General features: G+C 36.0%; 10 protein-coding genes and 1 tRNA gene. 1 reads left to right on the top strand and 10 read right to left on the bottom strand.

Going from position 1 to position 13,903, the window contains the following annotated elements; translation table 11 throughout:
• Positions 1–34 precede the first annotated feature (34 nt).
• From AB1278_RS06875 to tssD, 8 genes are all read right to left on the bottom strand, one after another.
• Positions 35–1,282: a hypothetical protein gene (locus tag AB1278_RS06875; RefSeq protein ID WP_411413919.1), complete on the bottom strand. Its 1,248-nt coding sequence runs from the start codon at positions 1,280–1,282 to the stop codon at positions 35–37.
• 15 nt (positions 1,283–1,297) lie between these two features.
• Complete coding sequence (locus AB1278_RS06870) at positions 1,298–5,530, bottom strand: hypothetical protein (protein WP_411413918.1); 4,233 nt, start codon at positions 5,528–5,530, stop codon at positions 1,298–1,300.
• Positions 5,531–5,548: 18 nt separating this feature from the next.
• The gene (locus AB1278_RS06865) at positions 5,549–6,343 is read right to left on the bottom strand and encodes a hypothetical protein (protein ID WP_429813223.1); all 795 of its coding nucleotides are present in this window, start codon (positions 6,341–6,343) and stop codon (positions 5,549–5,551) included.
• A 23-nt stretch (positions 6,344–6,366) separates the two neighbouring features.
• Entirely contained in the window at positions 6,367–6,606 is a 240-nt protein-coding gene (locus tag AB1278_RS06860) for a hypothetical protein (RefSeq protein WP_202838916.1), read from the bottom strand.
• Between the two features lie 49 nt (positions 6,607–6,655).
• Positions 6,656–7,198, bottom strand: a complete 543-nt coding sequence (locus tag AB1278_RS06855; RefSeq protein WP_202838915.1) for a hypothetical protein — start codon at positions 7,196–7,198, stop codon at positions 6,656–6,658.
• 2 nt (positions 7,199–7,200) lie between these two features.
• Positions 7,201–8,562: a hypothetical protein gene (locus AB1278_RS06850; protein WP_202838914.1), complete on the bottom strand. Its 1,362-nt coding sequence runs from the start codon at positions 8,560–8,562 to the stop codon at positions 7,201–7,203.
• A 1-nt stretch (position 8,563) separates the two neighbouring features.
• Entirely contained in the window at positions 8,564–10,444 is a 1,881-nt protein-coding gene (locus AB1278_RS06845; RefSeq protein WP_202838913.1) for a type VI secretion system Vgr family protein, read from the bottom strand.
• Positions 10,445–10,568: 124 nt separating this feature from the next.
• Entirely contained in the window at positions 10,569–10,973 is a 405-nt protein-coding gene (gene tssD / locus AB1278_RS06840; protein ID WP_047421063.1) for a type VI secretion system tube protein TssD, read from the bottom strand.
• A 492-nt stretch (positions 10,974–11,465) separates the two neighbouring features.
• On the opposite strand from tssD, the gene AB1278_RS06835 reads away from it, so the two are divergent.
• Positions 11,466–11,538, top strand: a tRNA-Phe gene (locus AB1278_RS06835).
• A gap of 198 nt (positions 11,539–11,736) precedes the next feature.
• Here AB1278_RS06835 and AB1278_RS06830 read toward each other — a convergent pair.
• Positions 11,737–12,498, bottom strand: coding sequence for a LytR/AlgR family response regulator transcription factor (locus tag AB1278_RS06830; RefSeq protein ID WP_202838912.1), 762 nt, complete (start codon positions 12,496–12,498; stop codon positions 11,737–11,739).
• Positions 12,499–12,577: 79 nt separating this feature from the next.
• A complete protein-coding gene (locus tag AB1278_RS06825) occupies positions 12,578–13,897 on the bottom strand; it encodes a RagB/SusD family nutrient uptake outer membrane protein (RefSeq protein ID WP_202838911.1) in 1,320 nt (439 codons plus the stop codon).
• Positions 13,898–13,903 lie beyond the last annotated feature (6 nt).

Genomic DNA, 13,903 nt, shown 5'->3' with positions numbered 1-13,903 from the left:
CTAAAAATTAAAAGAAGCATATTTAATTATGAATTTAATCCGGAGCGCCTACACTATCAAATCCTTCTGCATAACTAATTACTTCTTTTAAATTTGGAAGATTATAATAATTATTTTTCTGCATTTCTCCTTTCAACTTAGGCCATTTAATCTCACTTCTTGAATCATCTTCAAAATATGCTCCTAAAATATTCCATCTAAGATCCCAACCATCCTGATTCCTATGATTTTTTTTGAACAGGAAATCATAAGTATTTGCAAGATAAGCTACCATTTTAATTTTTTCATTCTCTGAATAATTATTGTATTCATCTGTTTGTAATAATTTGGAAACAAACTCCATTAATCCATATAAATCTTTAGGATTAGAGCTCTTTTGATAAGTATCAGTCAAACTCTGCAATATCCCATCCCGTATTTCTAATTCTTTATTACAATTTTTGGCAAATATAAGTTCACCTATTTTATATTGATCTTTAGATTGAATATATTCATTAATAAGCATTTCATTAAATTTAGGTTCTTTATCATAACCGAAATTTTTAACCAATAATTTTATAAAGTTTTTATCATGAGTTACTAACCAAATGATATATGTTTTGTTATCATTGAACAAGTACATATTTCTGGCAATAATTCTTTGATTATTTACTTTTCTTTGCTCTTTTAGATTTACCACATCTTTCCAGTGTGGAATTTCAACGTCGACTTGTGAGCTTGATTTTCTAATAATTTTACTAGATTCGATATCACTTAATGTGGGATATTCTTTTTGATAATCAATAATTTCAGGTAAATAGTAAAAGTCGGTGAAAAGTTTTCTTTTTTTGTCAATATATCCTCCTTCATAATCAACACTATTATTACTATAAGTTACAAAACTTCTGTCACATTTATCAAAATAGTTTACGTATAAGAATGGATTACTTGAATTAATACCTATTATTCTTCCAAAAACAGTTTTAATCTTATCAATAAATTCGTTATTAGATATTTCCTTAAATCCATTTGAAAATAATATTTTTTGTACAGTTTCAGCTGATGCATCTAGTTCTTCAATATCAAATGGTATTTTAACTAGTTCAGCTCCTGCTTCATCAATTGATTGACTTGCCCCCTCCTGCAACTGCTTCTTGAGAACTTTTGGTATTATAGTATCATCATTCATACTTATTATTGCTTTTTGATTATTTTCTGAACTGGACTTTTTTTCCTGGCAGCTTAAACTGCTCATTATTAATAAGGAATATATTGTTAGTCTAATTTTACTTTTTATATTCATAGAAATTATATTTTATTATCTGGAACTTTCTTTAGAGTTTTCAGCATTTACATCATACTTTGGAAGTTGTTTGTCTTTGTCAGATATTGTATATTTTTTAGGCTTAGTAATCGCAATAATTGATTTACTCTTTTTATCAACAGAGCCCAAAATTATTTTTTGATGCCCTGCCGTTTTTTCGCCATTCCCCTGATTTCCTCCCAAATATACATATCTTGTACCATCTAAATTTTCACCGGCTATCAATGCCACGTGTGAGAAATCAAAAACTATTAAAGCTCCTACAAAAGCTTCACAATCTTCTCCATTTTCCCATGTACTTCCTTTCCACCCAAAAGCTGCTGCACTTTTGGCAGTATTAATCCTTTTATAATCCTGAGTTTGATCGAAACACCATGCTAGAAATGCTCCACACCAAGGATTTGTATAATCATAACCTAGCCCCGCAGCAGAAGACACATCAAAGTATTCTGTAATCTTTTCCTTTAAAGGACTATCAATTTCTCTTAGTCCTTTATATTTTTCATACTCTTTCCATGCAACTTGAAACCATGGAGCATCTCCTACCAAGTTCAATCCTGCCCCTTTTCCACACTCTTCCACTCTAAATACTGCTTTCATAGAATCACTAGCTTTAACTTCCCAATTATCTAGCTTACCTCCACGATACCAAATTTTTCTGTGTAATCTTGATGGTGTAAGTTTATTCAATATGTCAACTACAGAATCAACTACCACATCATCCGGTGATTTGCCTGTATCATCCGCTTTAAAATACATAGCGTCCTTATACCAATCTGCCATCCCAGTTATTGCAGCTTCCTTAGGGCTATAATCTCTATCTACCCCGTCAGCAATCATAACCCCAGAATCGCTAGCTTTTTCATCTATTTTTTTCTGAATTTCTTTGTAATTACCTTTTCCTGTTATTTGTAGCAATCCCCTGCCTCTAAAATTCCAGGTATCATCAACAGATTCATTTCCAAGCCTGCCTCCATATGCTATTTCTGCAATTTTCTTTTCATTAGATTTATATCCATTTTTTGAGCTTCTACCATATTCATATGCTAGATCATTAGGTGGACTTTGTTTACCTAGTTCAGGATTTGCTCTAAAATTTTTAAAATGTTTTGGTAGATCTTCCGCTGCATAATCCAAACTCTCACCATGGAGACCTCCTTTCAAACTGGTTCCTGCTTCTTGTAATGATTGTGCAAAAAAATGAGCTTTTCTTGCACAAGTGTTTAATTCGAAAATATTTCTGTATTTGTTTAAAGTTAATGCTAATTCTTGCAAATCTTCATTCTTAGCATTTTTATACACTCTTTTGAGGATATCAACTGTAATTTCAGCTTTACATCTTGGGCAACCATTTTCACCCTCTTTTTGTACCTCCGCCATTTCCACCACCACAGGCATCACATCATTATCAATAGCTTCGGGGGTCTCTTTCTGAGATACTTTAAGACAGCCACTTTCGTAGAAGATAAACTGCTTTCTTAGTTCCAGCATTTCTTCTTTTGTAAAGGGGGTTCCGTCTTTTTTATACGCTTTAATCCCCAGTTTTTCCATATCCTCTGTTCTAACCAGATCGGCCGGAAGTGTACTGTTGATCGTAAACTGGCTTTTTTCTATTTTCCAGACTTTCTTTTTGGGATCTGCGGGATCCTGTACCTGGCGGGAAACCTGCGCGATGTAATAGTCAAAGTTTTTCGGTGGATTTTTCCATTCTTCTTTTGCGGTGAAGGCCACTTCCAGCAGGCCGTCTTTTCCTGTTTTTTCCTCGTTATAACTTTGTTTGCTTTCGTGGGTATAGGTGATATGATCTTTTTCGTTTAATCCTTCTTTGGGAATCTCCTTCAGCACATCAATCTTCAGAGTTTCTTCCGTCATATTAACGGTATGAACCCAAAGCTTATGGGTTTTGCCATAGAAAGTCTGCATCCGCTGAATATCTTTACCATCTTCGGTAGAGAACATAATCGATACAATTTTCTGTTCGGAAGTGATGGTCAGTTCTTCATTGGAATCCAAAACTTCAAGATAAGTTGTGGTGCTGTCTACCACCACAGGTTTCGTTCCCTGAATGGTAATATTTCCCGGAAGTACAATATCCGCAGATGAAGCTGCCTGAAGCTCTACCGTGAATACCAGACGGTAAGACGGGTTCGGATTTTCTGTCGTTTTAGGGATAGCAGCCAGCAATTTTTTCTTGTAATCATCATTCGTGATGATAAGGAATGAAGCTTTGCCTTCGTTATTAAGAGTAACTGTTTTCTCTTCCAGCATGTATTTATCTTTCTCTTTATAGAAATCATCACCTTCGCCTTTTACCCAGATTTTTACTTTTAACGTCTGATTCTGCAGTCCGTCAATTTCAATAAATCCATAGGTTTCCTCTCCGAATCCTGTTTCGGTACGTTTCACACCGGTTCCATAAGCCCACAGCGCCCTTTTTACAGCAGGTTCAGAAACTTTTACTTTCGCTTCTATTTTCTTTCCATCGGTATAATCTCCTGTTAAATAGGCAGAAATAGTGTATTCGCCGAGATCATTGAATGTAATGGTCCCGTCTCCGTTATTGGTCACTGTATCAGGAACTTCTATTTTTATGGCTTCATTGCCAGCCAGCGCAGCAATTCTTGCCGTTGCCGTATATTTTATTTTTGTTCCTTTCGGAATATTAGCTGCCGGAAGGGTAAATTTATCTATGACATTTTGAATCACCTCAAAATTAAAACAGTCTGATCCGGAAAAACCAGGCTGCTTTCCCGCTCCCAAAGGATTAGCATAAGCTTCGAGTATATATTTCCCGAAATATTGATTGCTGCCCAGTTTTGCATCATTATACAGAAGTTCAGCTACCTTTTTATTGATTGTACCTGTTCTGAAGGAAGGAGAGTTTTCAAATAAAGCTACTCTTCCTATACCTTCCTTTTTAAGATACCAATATACGGAAGTGCCCGAAGGCATATAATTGACATTAAACTTCGAAGCCTGCACTTTAATGGTATCACTGAATCTCACCAGACCCGGTTCTCCTTTTACTCCCATGACACCCAGACTGTTTTCAATCTTAATCTCCACAGATTGCGGTTTGGGATCTGTGGGATCTGTAAATGCTTCTACCGTATATTTACCGGCATTTTTAAAGGTAAGAATGACACGATCGCCAGCACCCGTTACAGAAACAAGGTGTGATGAAGAAGCTCCGGAAGAACTGTTATACAGAACAGCTGTTCCCTGCTTTACAGTCCAGTGAACGGTATTTACAGGCATAAAGAATCCTCTGTTCAGTATTTTTGCCTGATCTGTTGTACTGTTGAGTTTACGTTCAATGGATAGAGGTAAAGGAATATTAATCAACGTTGAAGAACCTGGACTAACAATTTTCTTAACAAAATCCTGTATAACTTCCACATTGAGAGAGCATTTGGCATCGCCTGCTTTTTTACCATAAGCTTCCAGCCGGTACTTTCCTTCTGTAAGTCCATCGAATATTTTACTCATGGATTGGCTGAAACTGCTTCCCAATCCAATAAATGTTTTTATTTTATCTTTTGTTCCTTCCCCTTTGAACAACGCCCAGATGATTTTTTTCTCATCACCTTTGAACTGGGCTTTTAAGTCCAGGTTATCACCACCAAAAGGGTTCATAATAGGAAGAAGCGGGCCATTCATTCCTTTGATATAGTAATAAGTACCACTTAATTTATCACTCGGTATCGGTCTTACCATTGAAATGGATGACACTGCTATGCTTGCCTGAGAAGCAGAGGATGACGGCCATTGTGGCGAAGTATTGGCTACTGAAAACTCATCAGCTTCTTTGACATCTATCTGTGAAACATTATTGGCCTGCCCGGTGGTTGCAAAAGCAATTGTTCCGGGAACACCATATCCCGGACAGTTCCCTGTAGAAGCATCCAACAGGATTTTCATACTCTTATTGAATTCTACGTTTTCGTAGTAGTCTTTATATTTGATATTGCATTTGCCTTTACAAGGATAGGTTTTCCCGTCTGAACCTTTGCAGTTCCCGAATCCGTTTCCGCCTCCGAAACTATCTGCTTTATCATCAAGATAAGTCGCTACAGGTTTATTTTGTGCAAAATATTTGTTTTTGCCCAGTTTTTTTTTCTGGCTTTTCACTTCCATCGGAACGGCCGTACCATTGGAGTTGTTGGTTACAGAGCTGCTGCAGTACGCAGTGGCTCCTTCTATAATGATGTATCCTTTATCCGCCATGTCATTTGTTCATAAAGATTAAGTCATTGTGATCGTTTCCCGGTATACTGTTTTTTCTCCATCTGACAATATAAAGTCAGCGCTCTTTTTGGAATACTGTTTTTTTCGGGAATTATATTCCATTTGTATATTTAATTTTACCTGATACGATCCCGTCTGATACAGGTATTTTTTGTCCAATTCTTCTTTTATATGAACCGGAACTTTGATTTCAGAGGTAAAAAAGGCTTCAAATCCATATTCTCTCTGTTTGGCAATGATAATTCCAGTACATTCTACATCCCCGATTCCTTTGATATTCCAAACAATGGATTCATCATTTCTTTCTCCATTATCAACATAATAAGGAGCGAACAGCAACAGGTTCCAAAAGGGCTCTTTCAGTTTATTTTTATAAAAGACCGCTTCATCTTCAAATGTGGTCAGATATTGGTTTCTGAAAACATCTGCATTCTGGTATTTTTCCTGAAGTCCGGCTGTTTTGAATTTCCAGTCTTCAATATTTTTCTGATGATCTGCAGCGCCAAGAAAACTACCCTTTTCATCCACTTTTATTTCCACAGGATAGGAACTCTGCTCCAGCACATGTAGGATTTCCATAAATTTATTTTCTGATGGGAAAGGAGAATCTTCCATTTTCTCTATCTTCCAGTTTTTTGTATGATGCTCATTTACCTTTTCCTGAAGGGTAATTTTAAAAGATGAATAGAATCCTTTTGCTTCTCCAAACTGTATCTCAAGAGCATTTTCCACCTGATATTGGTGGGTTTCTGAAGTATATTTCTGAAAAGGTTTTACTCTTGTTTCTACCATACTGTTTTGTTATTACCGGCTGTTTAAAAGTCATTCCATTCACGATACAGCTCATTTATTTTATGAATCATTAAACTTATTATCCATCCTGAGATCCCACCAATCAACAGATATCTCAATGTTTTCATACTAAAAACCGAATGGAAAATAAATCCAGTTAAATGATCCTTTGATAAAGCAGAATCCACTCTATCACTTACTGAATCCCATATTGAGAATAATATTCCTATAAATCCTCCTGCAGTTATTATTCTTTTCTTCATATTTCCGGAATAAAAATTTTATTAATTGTATTACTTATGATTCAGTGCTTTATTTCTTCTCAGCTATTTCATCCGGGATATTAGTAATTTCATATGATGTTTGTAAATCAGTGTATATCCTTTTTGAGTCAGACAAAAGCTTAACATCTGCTTCATTATATTGTTTTTTAAAAATCGGATAGTGAAGATCTGAAGTAAACTTGTTAATAGTTTTATTTTTATCATTTATGATATAAAACCTTAAACTTGCATAATAAGGCTGATCATAGCCAACATTGACCGCTATATCCTGATGATACTCTCCAAAATAAATATTTTCATTTTCCAGAGTAATTAATATCCTGTTTCCTTTCAGATCAATACCGTCTGAATGGTTTATTTTAAAGGTTATTTTTTTGCTAAGCTGATGTACATTTTTATTAAATGATTGGGGAATCTCTCCTACAAAATTTTTAAATGCGGTTGTATCAATAATGACAGAGCCGCTTTCTAAACTATAATTTTCCCTATATCCGCCCAAATCTTTATTTTTATTACAGCTTATTAAGATTAGGGCTGTAAAAATTAATGTGAGAAGAGTTTTTATTTTCATAATTATTTTGGTAAAAATTTTTCATAAGTTGCTGGTACACCAACGGGCCAGGTACCTGCTTTTACATCCAAATATGCCCCATCCGGATTCCAGATTGCTTTATCTAATTTTATTTCTTTTTTTCTGTATTTATTATAAGTATCCATATCTTTTGGATCCGACTGATACGTATCTTTTAAATCTGTTTTAAAGTTTTCCCAAGTTGAACCACCCTCATCATGATCAGAAGCATAAGTATCCCTATGATTCTGTGTTCCCCATGCATCTTCATACAGTGATCTCCTCATATAGCCATAGACTGTTATTTTCCCATGGTTAGCCATTTTTTGTGCCAAGCTTTTATCTTTAAAAGCATTTGTAGTTGTCTCCGAACTTGTTCCGATACCGGTTCTGCATGCATAAGAATAAAATACAGATGTATTTCCATCTAAAAACACAGCCGGATTAACTTTTGAAAAGCTTTTGGCATCAAGTTCTTGTTTATCCGCATTTTTACCCTCATACCCAAATGCTATTACTCCCTCATTGGTTGCGTTTCTTACATAACCATGAGAGTATGCAAAAATTTCCTTTACTCTTCTTTTATTATCAAAAGCTGCACTATCCCTGTTCCCAGAATTAATAATATTAATAACATCATCTATCGTAGTAACTCTTATTACTGTTAAGCCATTATTATGCTTAATTAAATCATTGGTTATTGTTGATAACTGATTTTCAGAATATCCATCGGTAAACAGGGCTACTTTTACAAAGGGGTAATTAGGATATTTGGTACGGACTTTTCTGACTGCCTCTCCTGGAAACATCAGTTTATTTGCAATATTTGTTGAGTGCTGCTCAGTACCTATAATTATTACTATCTCTTCTTTTATTAAATATACTTCTGCTTTTACATTCGGGCTATATTCTTTAAAAAAGGCATATACTCTCAGCTTAGCGATATTCCTATCCTTCGGTACTACATAAGAAATCTTTTCTTCGCCTGTTACCTGTGGGGCATTGGCTATATTTGTATCATCATACTGTATCGCCCACTTAAGAGCTTTTAATTCTGATTTCGAAGGAGTTCTGCTATACTGTGTTGCTTTAAAATAATACTTAACTCCCTTTTTTATAATCTTAACTTCTTTTGTACATTCTATATCTTCATAACATTTCACTGCCTTCACAAGTAATGACTGAATTTCGCCTTTCCCCTGGTATTCATCAAATTTTTTCCCACCTTTTTTCCCATAAAAGGTGTTCTCCTGAGGAGATTTAAAATCCAGAGTTCCCTTGGAAGCATCTTTCATGATATGTTCTGCTTCCTTATAGGATTTCCCAAAGACATTTCTTATAATATTTCCGCCTTCGCCTGCCATATTACTGCATTTTTACCTGTTTACCGCTATTGATAAGCACTTCCCTGGCACTTTCAACATTAATGGCATCTTTTGTACTGATGTAAGAGCCGGATTCCATATTTTCTGTAATATTTTTGGCTGTAGATTTTCTGCCAGCTTCTGCGGTTTCAATAATATTGCTTGCTGTCAGATTATAATCATCATTAGCCGTTTCCGTGATATCTTCCCCAGCCATAATATTGACATTCCTCTGAGCAGAAGCAATGATATTTTTACCTGCATTGATCTGCACATTTTCCCCGGCTGTGAAGGTGATATTTTTTGGAGCATTCACCACAATATTTCCTTTTCCATCCATGAGATAAGTATTACCACTTGGATCTTCAATAAAGATGCTTCCTTCCTGATCGTTAAAGATCACTTTATTACCACTTCTGGTCTGAATCGATTTAAGATGATTATTGATGCTTCCTCCCAATGCAACCTGTCCGTGGAACATTCCTCCCATCGCAAACGGAAAATCGGGATGATGGTATTCAAAACCTACCATTACCTGATCTCCTACTTCCGGCACAGCAACAAAACCTCTGTTTTGAGTGACCATATCTGTTCCTCCTGCATCGGGGCTCATCATTCTGATAAAATGAGTGGTATCAGGATGTTGCTGCCAGTCGAATCTCACCTGTATTCTTCCCTGATTAAGCGGATCTGTATTGGAAATAACGGTAGCCACCTGCGGCTCGGCTTTAGGCTGTTTAAAATCCGGTTTTGGCATAAAGCCAGTGCCTTCAGCAATAGCTTCAAAACTTCCTGTATAATATCCTCTGGCATTGACTTCGTGTGAGACTTCGGTAATTGTAAGTTTTGTAAAATAGGAAGTCTGGCTGGTATCCGGTTTCCGCATTTCCATATCTGCAAGGCATCCCGGATATAAAAACGGAACAGTTGTATTTCCTGAAACCGTAAATACTTCTACAGCAGCACTGCCTGCAGCACTTTTCTGAGAATCGCTTACATCCACAAACATATTGGCATTAATGGGAGCCGGAGAAAGTGAACGGGTTTTAAAGATATTATTGTTCAGTTCATATGCTTTGGAGGGTATTTCGCCCAAATGTCTGATATTATTTTCAGAGCCTTCCATTTTGGTATGGCTGCTGCTGTTATAACCGAAAAATTCAGGATTGGTATGAACTGCATTGAGTTCTACCTGCACATCTGTTGCGTTGCTTCCGTATACAAGCCGGATCGGTTTTTCTGAAGGGGGAAGTTTGCCGAAATGAAGCACCTCGCCATCGTAGTAGAACTGCTCTCCGTAGGCTTCGGCTGTTCTTGCAAGATAGTTATAATGGGTTTCATTATATTGTGAGCTATAATTGATATAGCTTTTATTCTGTGTATCTACTCTGAAATCAAATTTCTCTGATCCCAGGGCTTCTTTAAGTATTTTGTTGGCAATAATTCCTGTATTCACAGCCTGATCACCTCCAAAACTTTGAGTATGGGGAGCTGCATCCATCAATATGGTAGGACTCTGGCCTCTCAGCACAATATTTCCAAGGCTCATTTTTTCCTGGCTGAATGCAGCTTTGGTGATAACTCCTACAAAAGTTCTTTCCGGGCTTTCACTTTCGTAATCTTTGTATTTGAAAACAATGGTGATTCGTTTTCCCAAAAACTGGCGTGCCTGTTCCAGGGTATGGTTTTGAGCTTCCCCGAGAGAATCATGAGCTAAGATCAGCTCAAAATTGTGGTGTCTTCTGGCACTTTGCTGCAGATGGAAATGTTTGAAGTGTTTGATAATTTTGCCTTCAATCACAATATCCAGTTTCACCACACGGTTGATTCCGGGAATATGATTCTCAGAAATCTTATCTGAATTCGAGATATTTTTATTCATAGTGATTAGGTTTTTTCAGAACTTTATTTGAAATAAACAGTCGTTCTATAAGGTTAAAAAAGGCAGAACAGCATCCCTTGAAACGGGTGTACTATTCTGCCTGATATTTAAATTCTGAATGTGCTTAAGAAGGCCATGCTCCGAAGTATGATGAATTCCCCAGATCGATCTGTTCTGCACTTACCACAAAACTGATATACATACTGTTGTCATCCACAGCATCGAAATCTACTTCATGCTGGATTACATAACCGTTGTTCCACTTCAATGTTGTTAATGTTCCTTCTTCGTGAGATTTGTTGAAAGTAATCTCTCCTACTGTAGGCTTATATTTTCCGTTCAGTAAACTTTCCAGGATGTCTGATTTTTCAGTAGCTTCTACTGTGATTTTGATAAGAGCATTGGAAGGATCTGATGCCACACGCCCTGAAACGTCCGTAGATCTTGATACACTGTAGTTAAGCTTTAACAGTTTTTGCCCTTCACCGTTGTTGAATTTTAAAATTCCTCTTGAATTTCTTTCTGCCATGATTGTAAATTTTAATGGTTAATATATTGTGATTGTTTGCTTTCTATATCACCAAATATAGATGTATTTACAAAAAGCAAATTGCATTTATTATTAAATTTCGAAAAGTGTAGTAATAATACGACTAACACCCGTTAGGTAAATTAACTCTTATAAATCAGGTGTTTGCTGTTTTTTATCACTGAAAATCGGATAATTGTATTGGCTGTTTAAAATTGGTTAAAGAAACAATAATATATTCCCAAAGCAACCGTAAGAAAAATCTTAAATACCAGGGCTAAAAACCTTTTAATAAAACGCTGTGAAAATAATTTTCAAAAAAAACAGAAAAAATTAAAGTACCAAAATACTGATGAACAGTACATTGAATACTGAAACCAGCTTTATCAGGATATTTATTTGAAAAAATAAAACAAAATACTTGCGCGGTATTATAAAATGTTATACTTTTGCATCACTTTAAAACAACGAAGTAATAAACAAAAACATAATGGTTTCTTAGCTCAGTTGGTAGAGCAATGGATTGAAAATCCATGTGTCCCTGGTTCGATTCCTGGAGAAACCACTTTAAAACCTCTAATTTATTTTAGAGGTTTTTTTGTTACCTTATTTTCCTAAACCAATGTGGGGATCAAGCGCAAAAGTTGGGGACCGAGCAAAAAGTGGGATCAATTTCATTGATTTTTTTAAGCCTGATCATAATCATAGACCTTCTTAGCACGACTAGAAGTACGATGATGTAGTAAATAAGTAAATGAGTAAATCAACTGTTCAGCCAGTTCAGGCATTCAGTAATCTGCATTTTACTGATAAAAATTTCAGTATTCACTTCCGGTTCCGGTGAAAGCCTAAGCTCTACTTTCTGGCTGGAATGCTTGATAATTTCGGAAACCGCGTCTTTATTAATGATAAATTTCCTGTTGATCTTAAAGAAAATTTCAGGGTTCAGTTTCTGAATAATATCTTTAATGGTATCATCATAAATATAGGTCTGATGATCTTTTGTGGTCAGGAAAAGGTATTTCCCGGAGGCAAAAAAGTAGGCAGTGTTATGCTCGTCTATTGATTTTAGTTTATTTCCTTCTCTTACCATGAAACGTTTCATCACCTCATCTTCTGCCTGTCGTAATGAGGACATAGATTTAAGAACCGGTTCAGGATCAAAATTGTTTCTTATAGAAATAAATTTTTGTAAAGCTTTATGGAGATCCTCTTCTTCAAAGGGCTTCAGAAGATAATCAATGGTAAAATGTCTGAAAACCCTCATGGCATATTCATCAAATGCAGTAATGAAAATAATCGGGGTAAAAAGTTCTATCTGTTCGAAAATTTCCAGACTCATTCCATCCCCAAGATGAATATCCATAAAAATAAGATCTGCCGAATCTTTTTCAAAGAAATCGATTGCCTGTTTTTTGGAACGAAGAATAACAGTCTCTGTAACAGGGACTATGCTCTGTGTATCCAAAAGATTTTTCAGATAATTCACAGCCAGCAGTTCATCTTCTATAATGGCAATTTTCATAACGATGCAAAAGTACAAAAAAACCGCTAGAACGATTAAGTTCAAGCGGTTTCCTCTGTATTGAATTTGATATGAAGTTTTATAAATTAGGGTTATTCTTCTTCGCACTCATTGGATATTCAATGGTATATCGCGGATCATTCTGCTGAAGAATATACTCGTTGCCACTAATAGTATGGCTTATTTTTTTCTGATTTGCTCTTCTTAAGTCGAACCATCTTTGGCCTTCCAAAGCAAATTCTCTGAATCTCTCATCCAGAATAAATGTCATAAACGCAGCAGAATCCATTGTGTTTACTGCATTTTGTACTGAAGTATATCCCTCCGGCGTATATCTGTTTTTTAATACTTTCAGTAATGTTTCTTTAGCTTCAGCCAGTTTATTCAGCTTTAATAATGCTTCAGACTTGATAAAGTACTGCTCCGCTGTTCTGAAAGACACTTTGAATTCTAAACTTCCTCCTTTGGTGACTTTATACTTACTACCATTTTTTTCAAAATACATGCCAAACCTTTTATCTGCCGTGGAATTGTATGAAGAAATCAGTTCCGGAGATGCAAAAGATAAATTTTTGATTGAATTATCCCATGTATTATCCAAAGCCATGATCGACTCCGGGGAAGCATAATGGTTAGGTGGTGTGTTTACCGTATTTAAATTGCTCAGATCTCCTTTTACTGCCAATACCTGACCTGCATAGTTTAAAGCCTTGTTCCAGTCTCCTTCATATAGCGCTGCTCTTGCTTCAAAAGCCAGCAATGCTGTTTTTGAGAACCTGTAATTAACTCCCAGCGGCTGCTTCTGCTCAATCATCAAATCCTCAGCTTTTTTAAGATCTGCATGAACCTGATTGTACACCTCCTGTACTGATGATGGCTTCAATACCTGCTCAAGATCGATTTCAAGACTGATCGGAACTCCTCTGTCGGTAGAAGCTGTAGCACTATTATACGGTTTACCATATAAATTCACCATATCAAAATACAGGTAAGCACGAAGAGCATACGCCTCTGCTAAAATCTGATTCTTTTCAGGAGAATCCTGCATGGTTTTGCTTCCTTCATTGATAATCTGATTCAGATAAAAGTTCACGGAATAAAAGCTTACCCATGGAAATTCCGTAGATGCCTGATCATTATTAGCGTCTTTCCACATCGCAATTTCACGATAGGAAATAAAATCTGTTGAATTATCATCGATATTCACCTCATCGGTACGAAGTGCCACCAGTGATTTGTGAACAGGATATTTTGAATACGCAGATGTAAGGACTTTTCTATAGTCTTCAGTAGTCGTAGGAATCACTTTTCCTTCCGGCTGAATATCTAAAAACCTGTCGCATCCGATATTGATAAAGCTGATTGCTGCAAGAGCTATGATTGCTGTAATTTTTCTCATTTTTCT

The sequence above is a fragment of the Chryseobacterium sp. NRRL B-14798 genome, from assembly GCF_050470705.1.
In the GTDB taxonomy this organism is placed as follows: domain Bacteria; phylum Bacteroidota; class Bacteroidia; order Flavobacteriales; family Weeksellaceae; genus Chryseobacterium; species Chryseobacterium cupriresistens.
Note: the sequence above shows the minus strand (reverse complement) of the source record. Positions and strands in the feature narration are given on the sequence as shown.

Bases quoted from the DNA above. Each gene is read 5' to 3' on its own strand.
- AB1278_RS06870 (WP_411413918.1), bottom strand. From the start codon at position 5,530: ATGGCGGATAAAGGATACATCATTATAGAAGGAGCCACTGCGTACTGC.
- tssD (WP_047421063.1), bottom strand. From the start codon at position 10,973: ATGGCAGAAAGAAATTCAAGAGGAATTTTAAAATTCAACAACGGTGAA.
- AB1278_RS06850 (WP_202838914.1), bottom strand. From the start codon at position 8,562: ATGGCAGGCGAAGGCGGAAATATTATAAGAAATGTCTTTGGGAAATCC.
- AB1278_RS06875 (WP_411413919.1), bottom strand. From the start codon at position 1,282: ATGAATATAAAAAGTAAAATTAGACTAACAATATATTCCTTATTAATA.
- AB1278_RS06830 (WP_202838912.1), bottom strand. From the start codon at position 12,498: ATGAAAATTGCCATTATAGAAGATGAACTGCTGGCTGTGAATTATCTG.
- AB1278_RS06865 (WP_429813223.1), bottom strand. From the start codon at position 6,343: ATGGTAGAAACAAGAGTAAAACCTTTTCAGAAATATACTTCAGAAACC.
- AB1278_RS06825 (WP_202838911.1), bottom strand. From the start codon at position 13,897: ATGAGAAAAATTACAGCAATCATAGCTCTTGCAGCAATCAGCTTTATC.
- AB1278_RS06860 (WP_202838916.1), bottom strand. From the start codon at position 6,606: ATGAAGAAAAGAATAATAACTGCAGGAGGATTTATAGGAATATTATTC.
- AB1278_RS06845 (WP_202838913.1), bottom strand. From the start codon at position 10,444: ATGAATAAAAATATCTCGAATTCAGATAAGATTTCTGAGAATCATATT.
- AB1278_RS06855 (WP_202838915.1), bottom strand. From the start codon at position 7,198: ATGAAAATAAAAACTCTTCTCACATTAATTTTTACAGCCCTAATCTTA.